Annotated in this window: 20 protein-coding genes; 13 read left to right on the forward strand and 7 right to left on the reverse strand. The window is 62.4% G+C overall.

The genetic code is table 11. The annotated features are described in order from the left end of the window. Positions 1-11 precede the first annotated feature (11 nt). The 4 genes from hpt to MPN23_RS11675 form a co-directional block, all read right to left on the reverse strand. Entirely contained in the window at positions 12-545 is a 534-nt protein-coding gene (gene hpt / locus MPN23_RS11660; RefSeq protein WP_243544367.1) for a hypoxanthine phosphoribosyltransferase, read from the reverse strand. A gap of 18 nt (positions 546-563) precedes the next feature. Beyond that, entirely contained in the window at positions 564-1,025 is a 462-nt protein-coding gene (locus tag MPN23_RS11665; protein WP_243544368.1) for an N-acetyltransferase, read from the reverse strand. A 1-nt stretch (position 1,026) separates the two neighbouring features. Beyond that, positions 1,027-1,521, reverse strand: a complete 495-nt coding sequence (locus MPN23_RS11670) for a TlpA family protein disulfide reductase (protein WP_243544369.1) — start codon at positions 1,519-1,521, stop codon at positions 1,027-1,029. Positions 1,522-1,631: 110 nt separating this feature from the next. Continuing rightward, on the reverse strand, positions 1,632-4,049 hold the full coding sequence (locus MPN23_RS11675; RefSeq protein WP_243544370.1) for a homocysteine S-methyltransferase family protein: 2,418 nt from the start codon (positions 4,047-4,049) through the stop codon (positions 1,632-1,634). Between the two features lie 386 nt (positions 4,050-4,435). Here MPN23_RS11675 and MPN23_RS11680 point away from each other — a divergent pair, with 386 nt between their 5' ends. The 10 genes from MPN23_RS11680 to MPN23_RS11725 all read left to right on the forward strand — a co-directional run bounded on the left by MPN23_RS11680 (position 4,436) and on the right by MPN23_RS11725 (position 15,940). Further along, positions 4,436-5,482, forward strand: coding sequence for a sigma-70 family RNA polymerase sigma factor (locus MPN23_RS11680; protein ID WP_243544371.1), 1,047 nt, complete (start codon positions 4,436-4,438; stop codon positions 5,480-5,482). Positions 5,483-5,697: 215 nt separating this feature from the next. Further along, positions 5,698-7,437, forward strand: a complete 1,740-nt coding sequence (locus tag MPN23_RS11685) for a tetratricopeptide repeat protein (protein ID WP_243544372.1) — start codon at positions 5,698-5,700, stop codon at positions 7,435-7,437. Next, on the forward strand, positions 7,434-8,294 hold the full coding sequence (locus MPN23_RS11690) for a hypothetical protein (RefSeq protein ID WP_243544373.1): 861 nt from the start codon (positions 7,434-7,436) through the stop codon (positions 8,292-8,294). The genes MPN23_RS11685 and MPN23_RS11690 overlap by 4 nt, the downstream gene beginning before the upstream one ends. Further along, the gene (locus tag MPN23_RS11695; protein ID WP_243544374.1) at positions 8,291-8,605 is read left to right on the forward strand and encodes a hypothetical protein; all 315 of its coding nucleotides are present in this window, start codon (positions 8,291-8,293) and stop codon (positions 8,603-8,605) included. The genes MPN23_RS11690 and MPN23_RS11695 overlap by 4 nt, the downstream gene beginning before the upstream one ends. 9 nt (positions 8,606-8,614) lie before the next feature. Beyond that, a complete protein-coding gene (rpiB, locus tag MPN23_RS11700; protein WP_243544375.1) occupies positions 8,615-9,055 on the forward strand; it encodes a ribose 5-phosphate isomerase B in 441 nt (146 codons plus the stop codon). Between the two features lie 26 nt (positions 9,056-9,081). Continuing rightward, on the forward strand, positions 9,082-11,061 hold the full coding sequence (gene tkt / locus MPN23_RS11705; protein ID WP_243544376.1) for a transketolase: 1,980 nt from the start codon (positions 9,082-9,084) through the stop codon (positions 11,059-11,061). Positions 11,062-11,071: 10 nt separating this feature from the next. After that, positions 11,072-12,055, forward strand: coding sequence for a class II fructose-bisphosphatase (glpX, locus tag MPN23_RS11710; protein ID WP_243544377.1), 984 nt, complete (start codon positions 11,072-11,074; stop codon positions 12,053-12,055). 182 nt (positions 12,056-12,237) lie between these two features. Then, positions 12,238-14,652 carry a Lon protease family protein gene (locus tag MPN23_RS11715; RefSeq protein ID WP_243544378.1) on the forward strand — a complete coding sequence of 805 codons (2,415 nt, stop codon included), beginning with the start codon at positions 12,238-12,240 and terminating at the stop codon, positions 14,650-14,652. Further along, the gene (locus tag MPN23_RS11720) at positions 14,652-15,422 is read left to right on the forward strand and encodes a hypothetical protein (RefSeq protein ID WP_243544379.1); all 771 of its coding nucleotides are present in this window, start codon (positions 14,652-14,654) and stop codon (positions 15,420-15,422) included. The genes MPN23_RS11715 and MPN23_RS11720 overlap by 1 nt, the downstream gene beginning before the upstream one ends. Positions 15,423-15,472: 50 nt before the next feature. Continuing rightward, a complete protein-coding gene (locus tag MPN23_RS11725) occupies positions 15,473-15,940 on the forward strand; it encodes a LysM peptidoglycan-binding domain-containing protein (RefSeq protein WP_243544380.1) in 468 nt (155 codons plus the stop codon). Between the two features lie 382 nt (positions 15,941-16,322). Here MPN23_RS11725 and MPN23_RS11730 read toward each other — a convergent pair whose 3' ends face one another. Continuing rightward, positions 16,323-19,007 carry a cobyric acid synthase gene (locus MPN23_RS11730; protein ID WP_243544381.1) on the reverse strand — a complete coding sequence of 895 codons (2,685 nt, stop codon included), beginning with the start codon at positions 19,005-19,007 and terminating at the stop codon, positions 16,323-16,325. A gap of 178 nt (positions 19,008-19,185) precedes the next feature. On the opposite strand from MPN23_RS11730, the gene MPN23_RS11735 reads away from it, so the two are divergent. The 3 genes from MPN23_RS11735 (at position 19,186) to MPN23_RS11745 (ending at position 22,427) form a co-directional block, all read left to right on the forward strand. After that, entirely contained in the window at positions 19,186-19,920 is a 735-nt protein-coding gene (locus tag MPN23_RS11735; RefSeq protein ID WP_243544382.1) for a metallophosphoesterase family protein, read from the forward strand. 99 nt (positions 19,921-20,019) lie between these two features. Beyond that, the gene (locus MPN23_RS11740; protein ID WP_243544383.1) at positions 20,020-20,919 is read left to right on the forward strand and encodes a TIGR01777 family oxidoreductase; all 900 of its coding nucleotides are present in this window, start codon (positions 20,020-20,022) and stop codon (positions 20,917-20,919) included. A 104-nt stretch (positions 20,920-21,023) separates the two neighbouring features. Next, positions 21,024-22,427 carry a sigma-54-dependent transcriptional regulator gene (locus tag MPN23_RS11745; RefSeq protein ID WP_243544384.1) on the forward strand — a complete coding sequence of 468 codons (1,404 nt, stop codon included), beginning with the start codon at positions 21,024-21,026 and terminating at the stop codon, positions 22,425-22,427. 103 nt (positions 22,428-22,530) lie between these two features. Here the strand turns inward: MPN23_RS11745 and MPN23_RS11750 are convergent, their stop codons facing one another. Together MPN23_RS11750 and argS are read right to left on the reverse strand one after the other, a co-directional pair. After that, on the reverse strand, positions 22,531-23,220 hold the full coding sequence (locus tag MPN23_RS11750) for an SPOR domain-containing protein (protein ID WP_243544385.1): 690 nt from the start codon (positions 23,218-23,220) through the stop codon (positions 22,531-22,533). Between the two features lie 21 nt (positions 23,221-23,241). Further along, the gene (gene argS, locus MPN23_RS11755) at positions 23,242-24,885 is read right to left on the reverse strand and encodes an arginine--tRNA ligase (protein ID WP_243544386.1); all 1,644 of its coding nucleotides are present in this window, start codon (positions 24,883-24,885) and stop codon (positions 23,242-23,244) included. Positions 24,886-25,097 lie beyond the last annotated feature (212 nt).

Genomic DNA, 25,097 nt, shown 5'->3' on the forward strand with positions numbered 1-25,097 from the left:
TCGTTGCGCGGCTACAGGCTTTCCGTGGACAGTTCGTACACGCCGTCCAGTTCGCGGTAACGCTCCGCGTAGTCCAGTCCATAGCCGACGATGAAGCCCTTGTTGAGCTTGAAACCGGCGAAGTCAACCGTAATGCCGACTTCGCGCCGTTCATGTTTATCAATAAACGCGCAAATTTTCAAACTCTTCGGATTTCTCCGCTTGAGCACGTGCACCAGAAAGTCCATGGAGTGGCCCGTGTCCACGATATCCTCGATGATGAGCACGTCCTTGCCCTCCACCGGAATCTCCATGTCCTTGGAAAAAACGATGTCCTCGCTGCGGGAGGAAGCGTTGCCATAACTGGCCAGCCGGACGAAATCAACCTCTATGTCCTTGTCGATCCTGCGAATGATATCGGAAAAAAACAGAAACGCGCCCTTGAGCACGCACACGCAGACCAGAGGACCGTCGCCCTCGTAGCTGGCCGCGATTTCCCGGCCCAGAACGTCGAGCCGTTCCCGGATTTCCTCGGCCGTGATGAAAGGAGTCAGTTTATGCGCCATGATTCCTGCCGGTTTCGGTTACAGTTTCATGATCATTGCAATTTCGTTGCAATGATCCGGAAAGCGGGGACAGTTCAGGCAATCCGCCCAGATCTTCTGATTCAGCTTGTCCTTGTCCCCCTCGGCAAAACCCAGATGCGCAAAAAACGCGGGCTTGTCCGTCAGGGTATACACCGTGAATGTGCCCAGAGTCACGGCCTCGCTCAGGCAGGCGTCCACAAGGTCGCGGCCGTAGCCCTTTCCGCGCATGGCCGGGTCCACCACGAGGGACCGCACCTCGGCAAGGTTGTCCCATATGAGATTCAGGGCGCAGCACCCCACGACCCGGTTCTCTTCCGCCACAACAAAAAAATCCCGCAGATGGGAATACAGCTGGCTCTTGGAGCGGGGCAGAACCAGCCCGTCGTGCTCGTGCACGTTCATGAGCAGGCCGTGAATCCTGTCCACGTCCCGGATAGTCGCCTTGCGTATGTCGCCCATGTCAGTTTCCTGCTATCTGATCGGCCAGCTTCCGCAGCATTCCCAGAGGGAAGGCTCCGGGCCGGGAGAACACGACCTTGCCGTCCCGGTCAAAGGCCACGAGTTTGGGAATGGCCTGCACTTCGTAGGCCCTGGCCAGCTCGCCGTCACCCCAATAGGTCGGCAGAGCGGGCTTTTTCCCGGCATAGAATTTTTCCAGAGCCTCGCGCTTCTCGTCCAGGGACACGGTCAGAATGGAAATGTCGTCCCCGCGTTCGGCCAGAAGTTTTTCCAGTTCCGGAAGCTGCTGCTTGCAGGCCGGGCACCATGTGGTCCAGAACACCACGATGGCGGGCTTTCCCTGGGAATCGGCCAGAAGCGTGTTCATTTCGGCCACGCCCATGTGCGGAAAATCCTCGGTCGCGGCGGTTTCGGCACCATTGCCGGAACACGCCCCGATCACGGTCAGGGCAAAGGCGAGAGTCAGGACAGCGGCCATCCGCCTGAATTGCGTCATGAGGTCACCTCGTTGTTTGGTCCATGCAGTGTAGCAAACTCCGTTGCCGAATCAAAGCGCGGACCCGGCGGGTTTTCCACCGGGTCCGCGTTCGGGTATCCCGAGTCGGGCTATTGCGTCAACCTTTGTGCGAGCTTGACGGCCTGAACCGCGTCCGTGCTCCAGCCGTCCGCGCCGATGGCATTGCAGAATTTTTCCGTGACCACGGCCCCGCCGATGATCACCTTGCAGTCCATGTTGCGCTCCCTGAGCAGGTTCACCGTGTCCTCCATGCGCACCATGGTGGTGGTCATGAGCGCGGACAGGCCGATGACCGAGGCCTTGTGCTCGGCCGCGGCATCCACGATGCGGCCCGCAGGCACGTCCTTGCCCAGATCCACGACCTCGAAGCCCTGATTCCGGAGCATCAGGCAGACGATGTTCTTGCCGATGTCGTGGATGTCTCCCTCCACCGTGGCCATGATCACCACGGGCTTGACGCCCTCGCCCCCGGCTTCCTCCAGCAGAGGCTGAAGCCGGGCGAACGCGGTCTGCATGGTTTCGGCGGACCGAAGCAGCTGGGGCAGAAAGTATTCCTTGCGCTCGTACCTGTCGCCCACCTCCAGAATGCCGGGGATGAGCAGTTCGTTCACGATATGCAGGGCGGACGTGCCATTGTCCAGCTCGACTTCCACCAGAGACACGATGTTGTTCCTGTCGCCCTTGATCACGGCAGCCTTGACCGGCGAGCCTTCCGCACCGCCACCGGCCTGATCCGCGCCCCGGCCCGGAGCGGCAGCCCCGCCCGCGCCCGGTTTCCAGTCCGCATAGGCCGCAATGAACTTCTCGGCCTGCGCATCGCGGTTCAGGAGCACCTCCACGGAATGCAGGGTCTCCTGAATACGCGCGGAATTCGGATTGGCAATGAACGAGCACAGGCCCGAGCCCATGGCCAGAGCCAGAAAGTTGCTGTTGAGCAGTTCGCGCGCGGGCAGGCCGAAGGAAATGTTGGACAGCCCGATGGTGGTAGGCAGGTTCCATGCGTCGCGGCAATGGCGCATGACCTCCAGACTGTGACGCGCGGCCTCGGGCTTGGACGACACGGTCAGGGCCAGCGCATCCACCATGATCAGTCGCCGGGGAATGCCCATGTCCTCGGCCTGACGCAGCAATCCCTCGATCACTTCGAGCCGTTCCGCCGCCGTGACCGGAAGCTTCCTGCCCACGATGGGCAGCAGGATGAAGGGCGCACCGAACAGCTTGCACAGGGGGCCGAGCTCTTCCATGCGACCGGGTTCGCCGCTGATGGAATTGACCAGAGGCGAGCCAGGATAGTTCCACAGCGCGGCCTCGACAGCCGCAATGTTGGTGGAGTCGAGGGACAGGGGCGCAGTGAACTGACCAACCAGCGCCTTGACCAGATCGGGCAGCAGCACGGTCTCGTCCACCAGAGGCGCGCCCACATTCACGTCCAGAACCGGGGAACCGAGTTCGCTCTGTTCCGAGGCAAACCGGAGCGCCTCGGTGAACACGCCCTCCTGCAATTCCGCAGTAAGCTGCTTCTTGCCCGTGGGATTGATGCGCTCGCCGATGATCACGCCGCGATGGTTGAACCCCACGGGCACGCTCACGGCCCGGGACGTAAGCACGAGCTGGGCATCGTCGGTCCTTTCCGGACGCTGCCACGGCCGGTCGCCCACCGCGCTTCTCAGGGCGCGGATGTGGTCCGGGGTGGTGCCGCAGCATCCGCCGATGAACTTGGCGCTGTGATCCAGAAATTTCACGGCCTGCGCCACGAACGGGTCAGGCGCGAGCCGAAACACGGTATTGCCCTCGTCATCCAGTTCGGGCAGACCTGCGTTGGCCTCGGCAAACATGGGAATTTCCAGCCGCGATTCCCACGCCTTGAGGGTCTCCACCATCTGTTCGGGGCCGGCCGAACAATTGGTGCCCACCATGTCCACGCCCATGTTCTGCATGGTGTCCACGAAAGTGAGCGGCGAGGTGCCGGTCAGGCTGGCCGTGCTCTCGAAGGTCATGGAAATGCCCACGGGCAGATCGCACACCCGGCGCGCAGCCACCACAACGGCCTTGGCCTCGGCCAGATCGAAATGCGTCTCGCCCAGAATCAGGTCCGCACCACCCGCGACCAGCCCCCTGATCTGTTCCTCGAAGATTTCGACCAGCTCCCGGAAGGTCAGGGGCCCGAGCGGCTCCACGAACAGGCCGGTGGGGCCGACCGAACCGGCCACGAATGCGTTGTCGCCCACAACTTCCCGGGCAATGGAGGTCATGCGGCGGTTCAGGTCGAACACGTCCACCTCGGCGGGCAGCTTGGGCCGCGTGCCGCCAAAGGTGTTGGTGGTCATGATGTCCGCGCCCGCCTCGAAATAGTCGCGGTGCACGGAGCGCACCACATCCGGCTCCTCCAGTCCCCACATCTCCGGGGAAACGCCCGCAGGCATGCCGCGTCCCTGAAGCAGGGCACCGAATCCGCCGTCGAAAAAGTATATTTTCCGGTCGTTCAGTATGGCTCGAAAATCAGGCACGAAATCCTCCCTCCCAGGTCGGTCCGGGCTGTACCGGAAGACCGCTATTGATATATCAAGATATTCGCATATAGCTTGAGGACGAAGAAAAAGCAAGATATTGATACCGAGGTTTTTCCGATGCATCCTTGCGCTTCCCTCTTGTTTGCGGGTACTGAAAAACATTGAAAAGAACAAACAAAAACTATACCCTCCCCTTTTGCTTCAATAATATGAATTGAACGGGAACTGTGACACGCTGAAGAAAAAGCGCGGCCCCTCGTTTGAAAACACAAAAAAGCCAGGCCGTTGAAAGACCGCATTCCGACGGTATTCCCCGCGTGGAGACGATTCCGCGGGAAAACGCGATTCCATGCGGTCGCGGCGCGCCTGCTCCGATAAACCCGATGACTTCCACAAAAGACATACTTGTTGAAACCGACGATTCCCCCGAAGTCGAATCCGACGACATCGTGGACATTGGCGACGGCGAAATCACGGACACCCATGCGGTGCCGATCAATCCTCCGGCCAAGGCCGAAAAAAAGGACGACTGGCTTCCGGCTCCGACCCGCTCCTCCTCCCGGGAGGTCGGGGTGCGCGACCCCTTGCAGATGTATCTCAAGGAGATCGCACGCTTTCCCATGCTGGCCCCGGAAGAGGAATACGCCCTGGCCAAGCGCGTGCAGGAGGCCAATGATCAGGACGCGGCCTTCCGGATCGTGTCATCGCACCTCAGGCTGGTGGTCAAGATCGCCATGGATTTCCAGCGCCGCTGGATGCAGAACGTGCTGGACCTGATTCAGGAAGGCAACGTGGGCCTGATGAAGGCCGTGACCAAATTCGACCCGGACAAGGGCATCAAGTTCTCGTACTATGCCGCGTTCTGGGTCAAGGCGTACATCCTGAAGTACATCATGGACAACTGGCGCATGGTCAAGATCGGCACCACCCAGACCCAGCGCAAGCTGTTCTACAACCTGAACAAGGAGCGCCAGCGGCTCCAGACCCTGGGCTTCGATCCCACCACAGAGGTGCTCTCCGAGAACCTCAACGTGAGCGAGGCCGACATCGAGGAAATGGACCTGCGTCTGTCCCGAAACGATCTGTCCCTGAACACGCCTCTGGGCGAGGATTCGGACGCAACGCGCATGGACTTCCTGCCCTCCCTCGGACCGGGCGTGGAGGAGTCCATTGCCAACGACCAGCTCCTCGAGCTGCTCATGGACAACATCAAGGCCGTGAAGCCGAAGCTCAATGACAAGGAACTGGCCATCCTCGAGGAACGCCTGCTGTCGGACGACCCGGTCACGCTCCGGGAAATCGGCGAACGATTCGGCGTGACCCGGGAGCGCGTGCGCCAGATCGAGGCGCGGCTGCTGGCAAAAATCCGCGAACATCTCGCGGAATCGGTCAAGGACTTTTCCAGAGACTGGATACTGGAGCAGGATTAGACCGCCTGTTGGAAAAACGGAAAAGGCAGACTGTTCGAAAAGGGCGAAAGGCAGGGCACCGGAAGAGTTCAAGCCCGGAGCGCACAGGCAGTGCGCAGGGGGAGACTTTTCAGGACGTCGCAACACATTGCGGTTTTCACCAGTCTGCCGGGCAGCCCGGCAGCACGACGGCTCATTGCCGCGCGGTCGGACAGGCCACAACCAGGAAAGGACGCATGCAACAAAACCAAGGCAATTCTCTGCACCGCACGCTCGCGGCCGGACTTCTCCTTCTCGCGGCCCTGACCCTTTCGGCCTGTGCCGGAAAACAGACCGCGCCCCCGGCGCCGCCCCAGCCCATGAGCGAACAGGCCTCGGTCACATACAACTACCTGCTCTATCAGGAACTGGCGCAGGAGCTGCAACGTCAGGCCGGTTCCGGCGCATCCAGGGCCGAGATCGGAGCCCTGCGCGAACAGGCCCGTCAGGCTCTGGATCAGGTCCTGAATGCGGCCCCGACCCCGGAGCTGTATCTGGAAAAGGCCGCCCTGCTCTGGAACGACGAGGGCGCGGCAGGCTCCCGCGAGGCGTTGCGGCAGGGGCTGGACCGCTTCCCGGACAATCGGATGCTCACCGTGTATCTGGCCAATTCCTATCTGATGGAACGCCGCGTGGACGATGCCGTGGCCATCATGGAATCCTATCTTTCCGACCGACCCGGGGATCACGCGGCCCGGGAGCAGCTCGGACAGATGCTCCTTGACGCGGGCCGTCCGGCTCAGGCGCTGGACGAACTCAAGAAGGTGCCGTCCGCGGACCGCTCCCCGGACGGGCTGTACGTCATGGGCCGGGCGCAGGCCATGCTGGGCATGGGCAAGCAGGCCGTGGCCAATCTCAAGCGCGCGGTCAAGGCCGACCCGGAATTCACCGAGGCCATGGCCGAACTCGCCTACCAGTACGAAATCATGAAGGACTACGTGCTGGCCGAGGAAACCTATGTCCGCATTCTGGAGCAGGAGCCGGACCATCCTCAGGTGCGGCTGCGGCTCATCAACCTGAACCTCAAGCTGAACAACATCGCCAAGGCGCTGGACACGGCCCTGTCCGGCCCGCCCACCAAGAGCTTCATTCTTGATTCGGTGCTCGTGTTCATCAACGACGGGTTCTATGCACAGGCCTCCACGGTTCTGGACAGGCTCGCCACGGGCAGCGATATTCCGGCGGAATACCATTTCTACAAGGCGGTCATTGCCAACGAAGGGGAAAACGATCCGGCCAAGGCCCTCAGGAATCTGGACAAGGTGCACGAGGACGACCGCTTCTACCCCCATGCCCTGCGCTTCCGCGCCCAGCTTCTCAACGCCATGGGCGAATATGACAAGGCTCTGGCCGAGGCGCGCAAGGGCAAGCGCCTGTTCCCGGACGGTCCGGAATTCTTCATTCTGGAATCCGCGATCCAGTCCGGCAACAACCGCATCGGGGAAGCCATGGCTGTGCTGCGCGACGGCGCGGCCAAGCTGGGCGAGACCCCGGAGATCATGTACGAGCTGGCCCTGCTGCTGGATCGCACCGGCGACCGCAAGGCCAGCCTCGAAGTCATGGAAAAGGTGCTCAAGAAGCACCCGGACAATGCCAACGCCCTGAACTACGTGGGCTACACCCTTGCCGAGGAAGGGCTTGATCTGGACCGAGCCCTCGTGCTGGTGGAAAACGCGTCCCGTCAGGAACCGGGCAACGGCTACATCATGGATTCCGTGGCATGGGTCCTGTTCAAGCGCGGCGAACATGCCAAGGCATGGCAGCGCATTCAGGAGGCCGTGGAACTGGAGGACAGGGACGCCACCATATGGGAACACTACGGCGACATTGCCAAGGCGGCCGGACACGCAAAGGCGGCTCGCAAGGGCTACCGCAAATCCCTTGAACTCAAGACCGAGCATCCGGACCGGGTGCGCGGCAAGCTGAATTCCCTATGACCATGAACGCAGGCATCCGCATACTCTCCCTGAGCCTGTGCCTGCTGGCCGCGGGCTGCGCGGTCAAGCGGATCGGTCCGCCCGATGCGGACAATCCGGGCCGGGCATGGAGCCTGTTCCGCACCCACTACTGCCAGCCATCCGAGGCGCGCGGCCTGTCCGTGAACGCCAGCCTCTACTATACCCGCGTGGAACCGACCCGGCGCACCAACCGCACCGTGACGACCCTGTGGGGCGACCTTGACGGGCCCATGCGACTGGACGTGGCCGCGGGCATGGGCCGCATCCTTGCCCACCTGCGACAGGGACCGGACGGCCTGCTTGCCTACTACCCGGACTCGGAAATTGCGTACGTGCACATTGACCCGGTGCTCGGCGCCACGCGTCTGGGCATGCCCTTTCCCTTTTCCCTGACCCAGCTCGGCCGGGTGCTTGCCGGGGATTTTTCCGGGCTTGTCCCGGATGCGTTCCAACGTGCCGAAACCGTGCCCGACGGGTATGTTTTCGATGTGACGAACCGGAAAGTCCTGCGGGTTCACCTTGACAGGCAGGGTCGCCCCATGGTTTTGGAGGGCCGCACCTCCGGTACGGCCGGACAAGCCGAAACCTGGCGGCTGGAGGTCAACAAGTATGAGGAAGGCGATGCGTTTCCCCAGTTGCCGGGCCGACTTACCCTTATGCTCGACACCGGGGAAAAGGGCGTCCTGCGGATCAGATCGCGCGAGCTGCGCGATGCGTCCTGGCCGAAATCTGCCATGGAACTGATCCTGCCGGAAAACACCCAGGTCCGTCGGCTGGACGGGCTGCCCGAACCGGAAAACGGCGGAACCGCCCGCACTATCGAGGAAACATCATGACCCAAGAGCGCAAGGAATCCCTGCCCGAACTGTTTCTGCTCGGGCTCAGGACGTGGCTCGCAGAAATGAAATGGCTGTGCCGGAGCCTGGTCCGGCGCTTTGAAATCAGTCGCCTTGAAAAAGAGCTGGAACAGGAATATGCCCTTCTCGGGCGCATCGCCGAGGCTCCCAGAGGCAAGATGGAAGAAAAGGAAATGAGCCTGAAGCAGATCGAGTTCCTCAAGTCCGAGATCGAGACACTCGGGACCGAACTTGCCCGCGATCGGGAACAGCGCATGGCCAAGTTGCGCGAACAGGCCGAACGGGATTAGGAGAAAAAAATGGGCAAGACCATCATCATCGGCTCGGACCACGGCGGATTCAACCTCAAGCAGGCGTGCATCGCGGCCCTGAAGGACTGGGGCTTCGACGTCCGCGACATGGGACCGGACTGCACGGATTCCTGCGACTACCCGATTTTCGCGGCCAAGGTGGCCGAAGCGGTCAAGGCGGACCACGACCTGCTGGGCGTGCTCATCTGCGGCACGGGCCAGGGCATGTCCATGACCGCGAACCGCATGGGCGTGCGTGCGGCCCTGTGCACGGACGAATTCACGGCCCGCATGGCGCGCGGCCACAATGACGCCCGCATCCTGTGCATGGGCGAGCGCGTGGTCGGGCAGGGCCTCGCTCTCGGCATTCTCAAGGCATTTCTGGAAACCGGATTCGAGGGCGATCGCCACAGACGGCGCATCGACCTCATCGACACGGTTGCCGAATAAAACCACTTTCAAAAGGGTCACACAAAATGACGAATGAAACCCAGATGGCCGAAAAGACCGTTGCCGTTGTCAAAGGCCTGATCATGGACGGCGTTGCCAAGGCGAACTCCGGCCATCCCGGCGGGGCCATGTCCTCCGCGGACTTCGCCACCATTCTGTATTCGGAGTTCCTGAACTTCAACCCGGACGATCCCCAGTGGTTCAATCGCGACAGGTTCATCCTGTCCGCCGGGCACGAATCCATGCTGCTCTACAGCCTGCTTCACCTGAACGGGTTTCTGGGCATGGACGATCTCAGGAACTTCCGCCAGATGGGCAGCCTGACCCCGGGCCACCCCGAAGTGCACCTGACTCCGGGCGTGGAAGCCACCACCGGTCCTCTGGGTCAGGGCTTTGCCATGTCCGTGGGCTTTGCCGCTGCCGAAGCGTTCCTGCGCGCCAGGCTTGGTGCGGACGTCATGGACCACTTCACCTATGTCCTTGCCTCGGACGGCGACCTGCAGGAACCCATTGCCATGGGCGCGGCCTCTCTGGCCGGTCTGTGGGGACTGGGCAAGCTCGTGGTGTTCCACGACTCCAACAAGATCCAGCTCGCCGGTCCCACCAGCCGCGTGGACTGCACCGACCATCGCAAGATATTCGAGGGCATGTGCTGGCAGGTCATCGAGGTGGACGGCCACGACCACGACCAGATTCGCAAGGCCATTCAGGACGCACGGCTGGAAAGCTCCAAGCCGACCCTGATCATCGGCAACACGGTCATGGCCAAGGGCACCGCCACCATGGAAGGCGACCACAACACCCACGGCGCGCCCCTCAAGGCCGACGAGATCGCGGCTTCCAAGAAGAAGCTCGGCCTGCCCGAAAACGAATCCTTTTTCGTTCCCGAGGACGTGATCGCCCACTTCCGCGCCCGTTTCGACGGCATGCGCAAGAACGCGGCGGACTGGAAGGCCGTGCTGGACGCGCGCCTTGCCGACGACGCCGAGTTCGCGACCCTGTGGAAGCAGATCATGACCCCGCGTTCGGAACTGGATTTCACGCTGCCCGAGTTCACGCCCGGCGATTCCGTGGCCACCCGCAAGGCATGGGGCGCCTGCCTGAACACGATCATGGAGCAGCTCCCGAACCTGATCGGCGGTTCCGCCGACCTTGACCCGTCCAACCAGACCAACAAGTTCCGCGAGACCTTCGGCAACTTCGCGGTGGACGGCTACGAAGCCCGCAATCTGGCCGTGGGCGTACGCGAATTCCCCATGGCGGCCATCATGAACGGCATGCAGCTGCACGGCGGCCTGCTGCCCTTCGGCGCCACCTTTCTGGTGTTCTCGGACTACTGCCGCAATGCGATCCGCATGTCCGCGCTCCAGGAACTGCCCGTCCTGTACGTGTTCACCCACGATTCCTTCTGGGTGGGCGAGGACGGCCCCACGCACCAGCCCATTGAGCACGTCAGCTCCCTGCGCCTGATCCCGGAGCTCATCGACCTCCGGCCCGCTGACGCCCTTGAGACCGCCGTGTGCATGGACATCGCCCTGAAGCAGGAGAAGCACCCCTCGGTGCTGCTGCTCACCCGTCAGGGCCTGCCCGTATTCGACCCGGCCGAGCATCCCTCGGTCAAGGACGGCGTGCGCCGCGGCGCATACGTCCTGCAGGACTGCGAAGGCACCCCGGACCTGATCCTTCTGGCATCCGGCTCCGAAGTGTCCCTGGCCCTGGAAACCGCGAAGCTGCTCAAGCGCAAGGTGCGCGTGGTCAGCGTCCCGAGTTTCAAACTGTTTGACGAACAGCCTGAATCGTATAAAAAAGAAGTGTTGCCTCCCGAGGTTACGGCGCGTGCCGCAGCCGAGGCCGGCAGGACCGAGCTCTGGCACAAGTTCGTGGGCTGCGACGGACTGGTGCTCGGCCTCGACCACTTCGGACAATCCGCTCCCGGCAAGGAGCTGGCGGAGAAATATGGTTTCACCGCCGAGAACTTTGCCCGGATGATCAGAGAGAAATATTAGGAGTAACATCATGGAAGCGCCGCAAAAGAATCTCGCGCTGGACCTGGTCCGCGTCACTGAAGCCGCTGCTCTGGCATGCGGTCGCTGGCTCGGCAGAGGAGACAAGATCGCTGCCGATCAGGCGGCCGTCGACGCCATGCGCCTGTGTTTCAACACGTTGGAAATCGAAGGCAAGGTGGTCATCGGCGAAGGCGAGAAGGACGACGCGCCCATGCTCTTCAACGGAGAGAAACTGGGCAGGGGCGAAGGTCCCAAGGTCGACATCGCCGTCGACCCCCTGGAGGGCACCAACCTGCTCGCCTTCGGCCGCCCCAACGCCATCTCCGTTGTTGGCGTGGCCCCGTCCGGCTCCATGTTCGATCCGGGCCCGAGCTTCTACATGCAGAAGCTCGTTGTCCCGTCCAGAGCCAAGGACGTGGTGGACATCGAAGCCCCGGTCGGACACAACCTCAAGCTCATCGCCCGCGCCCTGGAAAAGGACGTTGACGACCTCGTGGTGTTCGTGCTGGACAAGCCCCGCCACAGGAAGCTGATCAGCGAAATCCGCGAAGCCGGCGCACGCATCCAGTTGCACACCGACGGCGACATCACGGGTTCGCTCATGGCCATCGACCCGCGCTGCGAAGTGGACGTGATGATGGGCACCGGCGGCACCCCCGAGGGCGTGCTGTCCGCCATTGCCATCCGCATCATGGGCGGCGAGATGTTTGCCAAGCTCGACCCGCAGAAGCAGGACGAGAAGAACGCTCTGGCCGATTTCGGTCTGGATGCCCGTCGCGTGCTGACCGTGAACGATCTGGTCAAGTCCGACGACCTGTTCTTCGCTGCCACCGGCATTTCCGGCGGCACGTTCCTGGGCGGCGTCAAGTACCACGGCAGCGGGGCCGAGACCTCGTCCCTGGTCATGCGCGGCAAGACCGGCACCATCCGCTACATCGAGGCCATCCACAACTGGGACAGCCTCATGCGTTTCAGCGCGGTGGACTACGACTAGGCCGACCCGCGACACAATGCCAAGCAAGGCCGGGACTGCTCGCAGTCCCGGCCTTTTTTTGCATCCGCAACAGGGTGGACCGGAGCATGCGGTTGCTGATGACAGCGCGAGCGAAACCCCGTAGACAACAGGCAGTCCGAACCGTTTGCCGGGCCGGGCAAATCTGATACACTGGAAACAACATGACCGAAAAGAATACCACCGCCGTTCCCAAGGGCCTTGCCGCGGAAAAACTGCGCGCCGCCATGGAACCGGAAAAGATACCGTTCCGGGACAGCCGGGAAATCCCGGAAAGCAACGCCTATTCCAAGTTCCAGCCCCGGGCCATACAGGCTCTGGAAATGGCTCTGGCCATCCGGGACCGGGAGCACAACGTCTACGTGTCGGCCGAGCCGAACATGGGCCGCACCTATTTCGTGAAGAACTTTCTGGAGCCCAAGGCGGCACAGGCGCCCGCGCCGTCGGACTGGGTCTACCTGCACAATTTCGAGGACCCGGACACGCCCCTGGCCGTGGCCATGCCCGCAGGCACAGGCCGCAAGTTCAAGGCGGCGCAGGCCAGGGCCATGACCGCCGTGCGTCAGGAAATTCCGGCCCGGTTCGAAAAGGAAGCCTTTCAGAAAAAACATGAACGGCTGCTCAAGGAATTCAACACCAAGCGCGACGACCTGTTCGCACGCATGGAAAAGATCGCCCAGAAGGAAAACTTCAATCTGAACGTGGATGACGAGGGCGTGCTCACCCTGTCCCCGATCGTGGAAGGCAAGGTCATTTCCGACGCGGACTACGACAAGCTCAAGCCCGGCCTGCGCAAGGAACTCAAGGCCAAGGGCGAGGAACTGCTCGCCAAGGTCACGACCATCCTGCGCTCCATCAACCGCATCGAAGTCGGGCTGCGGGAAAAGGAAATGGACCTGCAACGCGAAACCGCGCGCACGGTTCTGGACGAGAGCTTTGCCAAGATCCGCGAAAAATTCGAATCCGCGCCCGGGCTCAAGGACTATTTCGACGCGCTGGAAACCGAGGTGGTGGACAATGTGGAAGAGTTCCTGCCCCGTGAACAGAACGTGTCGAGCCTGCTTCAGGACGCGTCCGGAGGCGGAGAGAACTTCTTCACCCGGTTCGAGATCAACCTGTTCGTGGACAACGGCAAGACCAAGGGCGCACCCGTGATCGTGGAAGATCATCCCACGTCCTTCAACCTGCTGGGCAGCATCGAACGCGAGGCCGAGATGGGCGCGCTCTACACGGACTTCACCCTGATCAAGGCCGGGTCCATCCACAAGGCCAACGGCGGATTCCTGCTCCTGAACATGGAAGACCTGCTCGGCAATCCCAATTCGTGGGAAGGATTGCTCCGTGCCCTGCGCGCGGGCTGTTCGCGCATCGAGGACCCGGTGGACCCGGATCAGGTGCGCGCCCGGACCATCCAGCCCCAGCCAGTGCCGCTGGACATGCGCGTCATCCTCATCGGCACGGACGAGCACTACGAACTCCTGCTCATGGGCGACGACCGGTTCAGCAAGTATTTCAAGCTCAAGGCCCATCTCCAGCCCAGAGTCAAACGCACGGCCGCCAACATCCGGCACTATCTGTCGGTCATCGGCCGCATCGCCCGGGAATCCGACGTCCGCCCATTCACGCGCGACGCCCTTGCCGGGCTGCTGGATTTCGCATCCAGACTGGCCGAAGACCAGAAGGAGCTGTCCCTGTACATGCCGCTGGTCCGGGAACGCATGATCGAGGCCTCGGCCATGGCCGCGCTCAAGGGCAGGGACATGGTGGACGCGAAAGTGCTGCGTCAGGCCGTGGAGGCCCGGGACTACCGCGCCAACCTCTACGAAGAGGAATTCCTGTCCGACTACGACAGCCAGGTGATCAAGGTCGAGACGCAGGGCTTTGCCACGGGTCGGGCCAACGGCTTGTCCGTGACCATGTTCGGGGACTACGAATTCGGCCTGCCGCACCAGATTTCCTGCACCGTGGGCGTGGGGCACGGCGGCATTCTGGACCTTGAGCGCGAAGCCCAGCTTGGCGGCCCGATCCACACCAAGGGCATGATGATCATCAAGAGCTATCTGGTGCGCCTGTTCGCCCAGAAAAAGCCCATCGTGCTCACGGGCAGCCTGTGCCTCGAACAGAGCTATGCGGGCATCGAGGGCGATTCCGCATCCGGCGCGGAGCTGGCGTCCCTGCTCTCGGCCCTGTCCGGGGTGGCCATCAACCTTTCCTACGCCTTTACCGGCGCGGTGAACCAGTCCGGGGCCATCATGGCCGTGGGCGGGGTAAACCGGAAGATCGAGGGATTCTTCGAAGTCTGCCGCCGCCGCAAGCTCTCCGGCACGCAGGGCGTGATCATCCCCCGGGACAACGTGGTCAACCTCATGCTCAAGGAAGAGGTGGTCGAGGCCGTGCGCGACGGCAAGTTCCACATCTTCCCGGTCCGCACCATCGAGGAGGCCATGCAGATTCTCACGGGCGTGCGCGCCGGAACCCGGAGCAAGAACGGCAAATTCCCCCTCGGAACCATCTACCGCAGGGCCGACGACCGGCTGGCAGAGCTGGCCAAACTGGCCGTGCCCGGAGACAGGAAGTAATGTCTGAAGCATGGATACGCGCCAAACTGCCCGAATTCGTCCGCAACCTGTTCCGCAACTTCTGTCAGGCCTGCCACGAGCTGGAAGGACAGTTTCAGCTGTTCGATGAAAACGGGAATGTGGAATTCGCCGTGCTGCAGAACCTGCTCGGCAACGAGATGGACAAGGGGCTGCTCTGGCGAATGAAGGACACGGCCCACCACGTGTTCCGCAACGACCCGGACGAAATCCTGGCCGGGCAGTTTCTGGACTGGGCCATGGGCTACATCTTTCACGAGACCCTCAAGCTCAAGGAAGACGCGTATCAGAAACAGACCTATGCTCCGTGGTTCCACAAGATCACGGATTCGGAATTCACGGACGCGGACCGCGCCATGGGCCGGGAGCTCATCCAGATTCTGAACCAGACCGAGGAATCCATGAGCCGCGAGATCGAACGCATCCGGTTCATCATGGACAAATGCCGCCAGCTCCTGCCCGCGTACCTGACCCGATACCGGGACAACGTTCTGCTGGCCCGATTCATCTTTTCCCAGAACGAGCTCGTGCGCGAGGTGTTCGGCGCGGATTACGACCAGCTCATCGCCGCCCTGTACGGAAACGAGACCGAGCGCATGTACGTGCTGGCCAGTCAGAGCCTGCGCCGGGGAGGCTGGATCAAGGAGGCTTCCGAGGCTCTGGAGCAGGCCTTCCGGCTGAGTCCCTCAAGCAGATTGGTGTTGCAAGAAAAGAAAATAATTGATAATTGGGCTCGAAGAATACAAACATAGCCAGTGGAACGTGCTGGCTTGTCTTGAAAAGGAAATTTTAGGAGGCCGTGATGAAAAAGCTGATTTTATTGACGATCGCCCTGTGCATGGTTTTCGCCTGGGGTTGCTCCAAGAAGGTGAAGACCGAGCCTGAAGTCGTCGTGGTCGAGGAAAAGGAAGTCGTGGTCGAGCAGGAAGTTGTGACCGACCCCATGCAGGTCTACAAGGCCGAATACGATGCCCTGCCGGTCTCCCACACCGTGACCAAGGGCGAGTGCCTGTGGTGGATTTCCGAATACAAGCACATCTACAATGATCCCTTCATGTGGCCCCTGATCTACAAGGCCAACCGCGGCCAGATCAAGAACCCGGACCTGATCTACGCAGGCCAGCAGTTCGAGATTCCCCGCTACGGCTTCGACCTCGAAGAAGTCAAGGCCGCACGCAAGCAGGCCGGCGCTGCCTGGAAGGCTCTGGAACCTGGCGAAGACGCCATGATCCCGGCCGAAATGCGCGCCGCTCTGGGCTACAGCTTCTAATCCGGCCCCTTTCAGCGCAAAGCATACGAAACGCCCTGCCAACGCGGGGCGTTTTTTTGTGCCCCGGCACCAGCCCTCCCCCTGCTTCGGCGTAAAAAACAGCAAAAGCCGCTCTCTTCCTGCCTCCCCCGTCCCGAAAAGCGGCAAAGGCCCGGGGAATGCCTCGACAGAGCATTCCCCGGGCCTTTGCCGCTTTTCGGGACAACATGGGGATCCAAGGGGCCTTGCTCCTTGGCGGGTCCGGGCAGAGCCCGGCCCCCCGGGAGGGTCGCCGAAGGCCTTTCCCTGCTTCGCGCAGGGTCGCCGAAGGCCTTCCCTGCTTCGCACAGGGTCGCCGAAGGCCTTCCCGCTTCGGGAAAATCGCTGATGGGCCTTCCCCCGCTTACGAGAGCTTGTACAACAGACTGGCCTGCCGACAATGGCCACGCAACCCGAGCGTGCGATAGAGCGCGTCGATGTCCAGAGCTTCGCGCACAATGGACGCAAGGTTGTCCAGCGCATCTTCAAGGTCGAAGGCGGTCTGGACTTGCGTGAGCGGATCAAGCCCCTTGTCCATGCGCAACTGGTCGATGAACCAGCGCCGGAACTCGTCCGCATCGAACAGGCCGTGCAGATAGGTGCCCCAGACCCGGCCATCGGCCTTGCCGAAACCAAGGGGATCGCCCTGATTGTCGCGCAGGGCCACGCGCAGGGAATCGTTCATGGGCGCGGTTCGGCCATGATGAATTTCATAGCCGTGCACGCGCAGACCGGACCGGGAATGCACGCCATAGGTACGGCTCAGGGTCTTGTCCGGGCTCAGCGTGGTGCGCACCGGAAGCAGCCCGAAGCCATCCACGCGCGCGGATTCGGATTCCAGCCCGTGCGGATCGTCCACGAGTTCGCCGAGCATCTGGAACCCGCCGCAGATGCCGATGATGCGGGTTCGGTGACTGTCTCCGGCCAGTTCGCGAATGGCGGCAGCCATGCCTGCGCCGCGCAGGGCCTTCATGTCCGGCACCGTGGACTTGGACCCGGGAATGATCACGGCATCGGGATCGCCCAGTTCGTGGGGCGAGGACACCACGCGCACGCGCACGTCGGGTTCGGCGTACAGCGGATCGATGTCGTTGAAATTCGAAATGCGCGGCAGATCGATCACCGCAATGTCCACGCACTGGTCGGGCGGGAACTTGTCGGACTCGTCCGGCCGGAACCCTTCCTTGAAGGAAACGGAATCCTCCTCGGGCAGACCAAGGCCGTGGATGTACGGCACCACGCCGAGAATGGGCTTGCCCGTGTGCTCGAACATCTGGCCGAACGCGGGTTCCAGCAGGGTTGCGTCGCCCCGGAAGCGGTTGATCACGAACCCTTCGACCATGGCGCGTTCCGCAGGGGTGAGCAGCTGCATGGTGCCCACGATGGACGCGAACACCCCGCCCCGGTCGATGTCGCCGGTCAGAAGCACGCGCGCGTCCGCATACCGGGCCATGTTCATGTTCACGATGTCGTGATGCTTGAGATTGACCTCGGCCGGACTGCCCGCGCCTTCCAGCACCATGACCTCGTGCTCGTTGGCAAGGGAGTCGTAGGCGGACTTGACCGCGTCCCATGCCTGCGGCTTGTAGCGCACGTACTGGGACACGTTCATGTTGCCCACGGGCCTGCCCATGACAATGACCTGCGATCCGGTGTCGGACCCGGGCTTGAGCAGCACCGGGTTCATGCGCACGTCCGGATTCATGCGGCAGGCCATGGCCTGCGTCACCTGCGCCCGGCCCATTTCCCCGCCCGTGTCCGTGACATGGGAGTTCAGCGACATGTTCTGGGCCTTGAACGGGGCCACGTCATACCCGTCCTGAAGCAGGATGCGACACAGGGCCGCAGTGAGCACGGACTTGCCCGCATTGGAGCTGGTGCCCTGCAACATGATGGCCGGGGTGTGGCGTTCCCGTTTGACCAGCGGTGGCCGGGCCGTGCCGGACAGGGCTTCCAGCGCGCGGATCAGCCGTTCATTGTCCTTTTCATTGCGCACGGCCACGCGAAACCACTCGCTGCCCAATCCCGAAAAATTCACGCACAAACGGATGGCGATGCGGTGTTCGCGCAAAAGACGATCCGCAAGCTCGCTGCCGTCCCGGCCCACGCGGTCCACGCGGCAGAGCAGAAAATTGGCCTCGCCGGGCAGGACGCGAAGCCCGGGCACCTGCCGCAATCCTGCGGCCAGTTCCTGCCGGAGCAGAGAGGTGCGCTCGCGGGTGCGCGCAGCGTAGTCGGTATCACGCAGGCAGCGCGCGCCCACGCGCTGGGCAAGGGAATTCACGGACCATGCGGGAATGCGCTTCCGCAGCTTGAGAATGATGTCGGGCCGGGCAAATGCCAGTCCGAGACGCAGGCCCGGAATGGCGAAGAACTTGGTCAGGGACACGATGGTGATCACGTTGTCCGGACGGTCGCGCACCAGCCTGTCCGCGTCCTCGGGCAGAAAATCGGCAAAGGATTCGTCCACGATGAATCGGGACTGGGGAAACATTTCCGCGACTTCGCGCAGGTCCGCCGCACTGAACGAGGTGCCCGTGGGATTGTTGGGCCGGGCCAGAAACACCACGGACGGGGTGCACAGGATCGGGCCGAGCGCGGGGAAATCCACCTGAAACCCGTTGTCCCGGCGCATGGGCAAATCCCTGACCGCAAGACGGTGCGCCTTGCATGCCCGGGCATAGTCCACATAGGAAGGCGAGGGAATCACGGCCTGCCGAAAGCCGCCCAGCCCGGCGGCCGCGAACAGCAGTTCCGAAGCGCCGTTTCCCGCAAGAATCTGGGTTGGCCAGACCTTGTAGCGATCGGACGCGGCCATGACGAGATCCATGTTGTCCGGATCCGGGTAGTGGTCCACGTCCTGAAGCGCGGCCCCTACCTCCTGCCCCAGCCATGCGGGCGGGCCAAGGGGATTGATGCTGGCGGAAAAGTCGAGGATGTCGGACGGCGCACATCCGGCCTGCTCGGCCAGTTTGCGCAGATTGCCGCCATGGGCGAACCGCTGTTCGTCCAGAATGTCGGGAATGCCCGCGAATACGCTCTGTTTCAAGAATGGCCCCGCTGTGTCCGCCCCGCCTGCGAATCGAAATTCCCGGGACGACACGGACTCTAAAGATTTTCAAGACTGCCCGTGTTGTACCTGCAAACCCGGAGCGCGGCAAGACCGGCGCATTGGTTCGCAGGCCCCGGCTTGCCGCGCACGCAGGTTCGGGTGTAGTCTCGGACGCATGGGTGAAACGCGCATTGCGGTCCTTTCGGACGTGCATTCCAATCTTGCGGCGCTGGAGGCCGTGCTTGACGATCTGGATTCCCGGGACTCGGCCGCACAGGTGGTGGTGACCGGGGACTGCATCGGGTACGGCCCGGACCCGGACGCGTGCGTGCGTCTGCTGCGCGAACGCAAGGCCATGGCGGTCATGGGCAACCATGAGCAGGCATTGCTCAACCTGATCTACCTGAACCGCATGAACCAGTTCGCCCGGGACGCGCTGCGCCGCAATGCGGAACTGCTTTCCCCGGACTCCCGGCAATGGTGCGAATCCCTGCCCAAGGCGCTGGTCGTGGACGGCTGCCGGTTCGTGCACGGCCTGCCGCCCGACGATCCGGTCACGTATCTGTGGAAGGTACGCACCAATCTCGCTCCGGTGTTCGGCAGCTTTCCGGAACGCATCTGCTTCGTGGGCCACACCCATGATCTGACGCGATTCACGTTCAACGGCACCTCGGTCGCGGAACATCCCCTGCGGCAGGGAGTTGTCCTGCTGGAGCCGGACCTGCGGCATCTGGTGAACATCGGGGCCGTGGGCCAGCCAAGGGACGGGGACAACCGCGCCAAGTACGGCCTGTTCGATCCCGGGACCCGGGAACTGGAAATGCGCTTCGTGGCCTATGACATTGCCCGGACAGCAGCCCGCATCAGGGAGGTCGGCATCCACCGCATGTTTGCCCAGCGACTGTGGTGACGCCGCGCGATCTTCGGGAATAATAACGGCATCACGCTGGCCCGGCGCATGGTTGCGTGATATCCTTTTCACGCTGCAATCTTTCCCAAAGGAGTCGCCATGCGAGCCATCATCGCCGGAGGAACCGGGTTCATCGGCAGGCATCTGAGCGCGGAACTCGTTGCGCACGGCTGGGAGGTCGTGATCCTTTCCCGCTCGCCGTCCAAGGTCGCGGAAACGTTCCACAGCGGAGTCATCGGCATGCCCTGGGACAACGGGTGGACCGAATTTCTGGACGACGCATCCGTGATCGTGAATCTGGCCGGAAGCAACATTGCGTCCGGTCGCTGGAACGAATCCGTCAAGGAACGCATCCTGTCCAGCCGGATTCGGGCCGGGCAACGGATTGTGGAAACTATACGCAATTCGGAGAGGAAACCCGCCGCCCTGATTCAGGGGTCTGCCGTGGGCTTCTACGGACCGCGCAACGACAACCCCGTGGACGAGTCCACGGAGTCCGGAACCGGATTTCTGGCCTCGGTCACGCGCGAATGGGAGGCGTCCACCCGGGAACTGGAGGATCTGGGTGTACGGCGAGCCGTGATCCGCACGGGCATGGTACTGGGCCACGGCGGGGCGCTGGAACGCATGTTGCCACCCTTTCGCCTGTTCGCGGGCGGCCCGGTGGGCAGTGGAAGACAGGGCGTGTCGTGGATACACATGCTGGATCAGGTCCGGGCCATCCGGTTCCTGATGGAGACCGATTCCGCAAGCGGGCCCTACAACCTGACCGCGCCGACCCCGGTGAATTTCCGCAAGTTCGCCCGCACTCTGGGCGAGGCCATGCGCAGGCCGTCATGGCTTCCGGCCCCGGCATTCGCCCTGCGGCTGCTGTTCGGGGAAATGGCGGACGAGGTGCTGCTTTCGGGCCAGCTTGCCCTGCCCTCGCGACTGCTTGAGGCGGGCTTCGAGTTCCGCTTTCCCGAACTCGCCCCGGCCCTGCAGGACCTGCTCGACTGAGTTCCGGCCTTGAATCATGGCCCGGCCTTGTTTACAACAGCCAGGCGGAGTTCCGCGCGCTTGCGACAGATCGCCCTTGTTCAACAGCCCCCACAGGAGACCCCATGAGCGGACAGATACTGATCATCGACGACGAGGAAGGCATTCGATTTTCCCTGCGTGGCATCCTTGAGGACGAGGGCCACGACATCATCGAGGCCGAATCCGGGGAACAGGGGCTGGAACTGCTGGAAAGCGAGGACCCGGACCTTGTCTTTCTGGACATCTGGCTGCCGGGCATGGACGGGCTGGAGGTACTGGACCGTGTGGCCGAGAATCACGAGGGCCTGCCCGTGATCATGATCTCGGGGCATGGCACCATCGAGACCGCAGTGCAGGCATTGAAAAAGGGCGCGTTCGACTTCATCGAAAAACCCCTGTCCCTTGAAAAGGTGGTGGCCACCACGCGCAACGCCATCGAGTTCTCCCGGCTGCGGCTGGAAAACCGTGCCCTGCGCACCCGCATTTCCTCGGAACAACCCGTGCGCATCACGGGCGAGTCCGAGCCCATCCGCGCGCTCAAGGACGTGATCTCCCGGGTCGCGCCCACGGACGCCTGGGTGCTCATCACCGGAGAAAACGGCACGGGCAAGGAAATCGTGGCCCGGTCCATCCACGACCAGTCCAAACGCGCGGACAAGCCCCTTGTGGCCGTGAACTGCGCGGCCATTCCCGAGGAGCTGATCGAATCCGAACTGTTCGGCCATGAAAAGGGCGCATTCACCGGCGCGGAAAAGGCGCAGGAAGGCAAGTTCGAACTGGCGGACGGCGGCACATTGTTTCTGGATGAAATCGGGGACATGAGCCTCAAGACGCAGGCCAAGATACTGCGCATCCTTCAGGAGCAGCGGTTCGAGCACGTGGGCGGGCGCAAGACCATCAAGGTGGACGTGCGCGTGATTGCGGCCACGAACAAGAATCTGCTGGAGGAGATCGAGAACGGACGATTCCGCGAGGATCTGTACTACCGGCTCAAGGTCTTCCCGCTGGAACTGCCGCCCCTGCGCGACCGAGCCGGAGACGTGCCCCTGCTCATCGACGCCTTCACGGACATGCTTGCCCGGCGGCACGGATTCAAGCCCATTGCGTTCGACGACTCGGCACTGGCCGTGCTGCGCGTCTACCCGTGGCCCGGCAACGTGCGCGAGCTCAAGAATTTCGTGGAGCGCATGTTCATCCTGTTTGCCGGAGAAACCGTGGGTGCGGACAAGCTGCCCCCGGAATTCAAGGCGGTCAGGGCCACGGCCGAGGAAGAGCCTGCCGTTTCCAGAGAGCCCGAGGACATGGACGCGGTCATTGCCCAGGGCCCGGACGATCTCAAGCAGGCCCGCGCCGAATTCGAGGCCCGCTTTCTGGAGGCCAAGCTCAGGGAATGCGGCGGCAACGTGACCCAGCTCGCCCGGAACGTGGGGCTGGAACGCAGTTCCCTGTACCGCAAGCTCAAGACCTACAACATCCAGACCGACTAGCCATTTCCCGCAGAATCGAAAAGGCGGCCCGGAAGATGCGCATCTTCCGGGCCGCCCACTGTTTCAGGCATGTGAAAATCCGGGGAGTCGAGCCCCGGCCTGTCTACTGGACCTGCGTCTTGCCCCTGAGCAGCGGCTTCCTGATCTTGAACTGCGCCAGCGCGGCCTTCATGGTCGAGGTGGACGCCTCGGTGCCGGTGTGCAGGACATTGACCCGATACCACGTGGTGCCCTTGGCCTCGGCGGACTGGATCTGCGAATTCAGTCCGGCAGCGGCCAGCTGCTTCCTGAGCTTCTCGGCCATGTCCAGCTTGCGAAAGGACGCGGCCTGATACACGTAGGCATAGACCGGCGCACCGGGCTGTTCCGTCTGCGCCTTGGCAGCGGGCAGGGCCTTGGCCTCGGTTTCCGGTTTGGGGGCAGGCCTGGACGCGGCCTTTGGCTCGGGTTGGGCCTTTGGCTTGGGCGCGAGCGGCTGCTGCGGCGCCTTGGCAAGCTGTTCCGGGTAGTCCAGTTCCTCGGCCTTGAGCACCTCGGGCTGTTCCGGGGCAACGGCCTGCACCTGTCCATGCACCTTGGAGGGCATGATTCTGGCGAGCTGGGGCACGTCCGCCTCGGGCCGATAGCCCCGGCCGATGAGTATTCCAAGAACGAAAAAGAAGGTCAGGGCCACCACTGCGCCACCAATGGCCGAAACCAGCCCGGGCAGGGACAGGGTGAACGTGTAGGTCTTGTTCTTTGCGTCGAGCTTGGGGAATTTGACCTGATACTTCCTTTTCCTATCTTCCGACATACATAGTCCGTTCCGCTGGGGTTACATGGACTCGGGCGCGGAAACGCCGAGCAGGGAAAGGCCGTTGCGGATCACGCCGGACACGCAGTCCAGCAGCAGGAGCCGGGCGGCCAGCACATCGTCTTCGGCAGAGAGCACATGCACGTTGGTATAATACCTGTGCAGGGTTGCGGCAAGCTCCTGAAGGAACGTGGAGATGACATGCGGAGACTGGCTGCGCGCCGCGCTCTCCACGAAGTCCGGATACTGGTCCAGCATCTGGAGCAACTGGAGATCGTATTTCGTGTCCAGCAGGGCCAGAGTTGCGTCCTCGGGCGCAGCGGGCTGCCTGCCCTGTTCCCCGGCCTTGCGCATCATGGAGCGGATGCGGGCGTGTGCGTACTGCACGTAGTACACCGGGTTGTCCATGGTCTTCTGCTTGACCAGCTCCAGATCGAAATCCAGACGGGAATCGGACTTGCGGGACAGGAACATGAATCGGGACGCGTCCGACCCCACTTCCTTGACCACGTCCTCCAGCGTCTCGAACTGGCCGGCGCGGGTGGACATGGCAATGGGCTGTCCGTCGCGCAGCAGGTTGACCAGATTGACAAGAATCACGTGCAGCTTGCCTTTCTGGCCCAGCGCCTCGCAGGCCGCGTCCATGCGCGGGATGTACCCGTGATGGTCCGCACCCCAGATGTCGATGACGATGTCGAAGCCGCGCTTGAACTTGTTGTCGTGGTAGGCGATGTCGGATGCGAAATAGGTGGTGTCGCCATTGGACTTGCGCAGGACGCGGTCCTTGTCGTCGCCGAACTCCGTGGCCCTGAACCAGAACGCATCGTCCTTGTCGAAGCCGAGCCCGGACTTGCGCAGATCCGCAAAGGTCTCTTCCACAAGCCCCTTTTCCACAAGGGACTTCTCCGAGAACCACACGTCGTGGCGCACGCCAAAGGCCTTGAGGTCGGTCTTGATGGTCTCCAGGATCACGTCCTTGCCGTAGACCTTGCAGATTTCCAAGGCCTCGGCCTCGGGCATGTCGAGCAGGTCCGGATGCTTTTCCAGCAGATCGGCGGCAATGTCGCGGATGTAGTCGCCCCTGTACAGGTCCTCGGGCTTTTCCGGGTCCATGCCCTTGATCTGGCGGGCGCGGTACAGGATCGAGCCGCCAAGGATGAGCATCTGCCGTCCGGCGTCGTTGATGTAGTATTCGGCCTCCACATCGTATCCGGCCTTGTCCAGAATGCGAACCAGACTGTCGCCGAGAGCTGCGCCGCGGCCATGCCCGATGTGCAGGGGGCCGGTGGGGTTGGCGGAAACGTATTCCACCTGTACGCGCACGCCCTTGCCCAGTTCGGAATCGCCGTAGGCGTCTCCGGCCTCGCGCACCACGCGGGCTGTCTGCTGCCAGAAGGACGGGGCAAAGGTGAAATTCAGGAACCCGGGTCCGGCAATGTCGATCTTCTCGATCAGCGGATCGGAAGCCAGTTCGTTGGAAATATCTTCGGCAATGGCGCGCGGGGCCTTTCTGGCCTGCTTGGCCAGCATCATGGCCACATTGGCGGACATGTCCCCGAACTGGCGGTCCTTGGGCGGTTCCACCACGGCTTTTTCCGGCCATTCCCAACCGTTATGGTCCAAAACGGCCTTGAGGGCCGCTTCAAGATGTTGTTTCGCTCTCATGTGTGCGTTGTTCTCCTGTGAAGTTCGTGGGGCTGGCTGTAGCATGTTTGGCCCCGGTCTCCAAGTCATAATACGGAGGGTCTTCCCGGACGCAATATCATGATTCATGTTTTTTGCGCTTGTCTTTTATTTGCTATATGCGAAAACCTATTCACGTGTTGTGTCGGCCCCATAGGTGAAATGACTATACATTTGCGGCGTTGAAACATGGA

Source organism: Pseudodesulfovibrio tunisiensis (assembly GCF_022809775.1).
Taxonomy (GTDB): domain Bacteria; phylum Desulfobacterota; class Desulfovibrionia; order Desulfovibrionales; family Desulfovibrionaceae; genus Pseudodesulfovibrio; species Pseudodesulfovibrio tunisiensis.

Coding starts and splice junctions, on each gene's coding strand:
- hpt (WP_243544367.1), bottom strand. CDS start 545: ATGGCGCATAAACTGACTCCTTTCATCACGGCCGAGGAAATCCGGGAA.
- MPN23_RS11665 (WP_243544368.1), bottom strand. CDS start 1,025: ATGGGCGACATACGCAAGGCGACTATCCGGGACGTGGACAGGATTCAC.
- MPN23_RS11670 (WP_243544369.1), bottom strand. CDS start 1,521: ATGACGCAATTCAGGCGGATGGCCGCTGTCCTGACTCTCGCCTTTGCC.
- MPN23_RS11680 (WP_243544371.1), top strand. CDS start 4,436: ATGACTTCCACAAAAGACATACTTGTTGAAACCGACGATTCCCCCGAA.
- MPN23_RS11685 (WP_243544372.1), top strand. CDS start 5,698: ATGCAACAAAACCAAGGCAATTCTCTGCACCGCACGCTCGCGGCCGGA.
- MPN23_RS11690 (WP_243544373.1), top strand. CDS start 7,434: ATGACCATGAACGCAGGCATCCGCATACTCTCCCTGAGCCTGTGCCTG.
- MPN23_RS11695 (WP_243544374.1), top strand. CDS start 8,291: ATGACCCAAGAGCGCAAGGAATCCCTGCCCGAACTGTTTCTGCTCGGG.
- rpiB (WP_243544375.1), top strand. CDS start 8,615: ATGGGCAAGACCATCATCATCGGCTCGGACCACGGCGGATTCAACCTC.
- tkt (WP_243544376.1), top strand. CDS start 9,082: ATGACGAATGAAACCCAGATGGCCGAAAAGACCGTTGCCGTTGTCAAA.
- glpX (WP_243544377.1), top strand. CDS start 11,072: ATGGAAGCGCCGCAAAAGAATCTCGCGCTGGACCTGGTCCGCGTCACT.
- MPN23_RS11715 (WP_243544378.1), top strand. CDS start 12,238: ATGACCGAAAAGAATACCACCGCCGTTCCCAAGGGCCTTGCCGCGGAA.
- MPN23_RS11720 (WP_243544379.1), top strand. CDS start 14,652: ATGTCTGAAGCATGGATACGCGCCAAACTGCCCGAATTCGTCCGCAAC.
- MPN23_RS11725 (WP_243544380.1), top strand. CDS start 15,473: ATGAAAAAGCTGATTTTATTGACGATCGCCCTGTGCATGGTTTTCGCC.
- MPN23_RS11735 (WP_243544382.1), top strand. CDS start 19,186: ATGGGTGAAACGCGCATTGCGGTCCTTTCGGACGTGCATTCCAATCTT.
- MPN23_RS11740 (WP_243544383.1), top strand. CDS start 20,020: ATGCGAGCCATCATCGCCGGAGGAACCGGGTTCATCGGCAGGCATCTG.
- MPN23_RS11745 (WP_243544384.1), top strand. CDS start 21,024: ATGAGCGGACAGATACTGATCATCGACGACGAGGAAGGCATTCGATTT.
- MPN23_RS11750 (WP_243544385.1), bottom strand. CDS start 23,220: ATGTCGGAAGATAGGAAAAGGAAGTATCAGGTCAAATTCCCCAAGCTC.
- argS (WP_243544386.1), bottom strand. CDS start 24,885: ATGAGAGCGAAACAACATCTTGAAGCGGCCCTCAAGGCCGTTTTGGAC.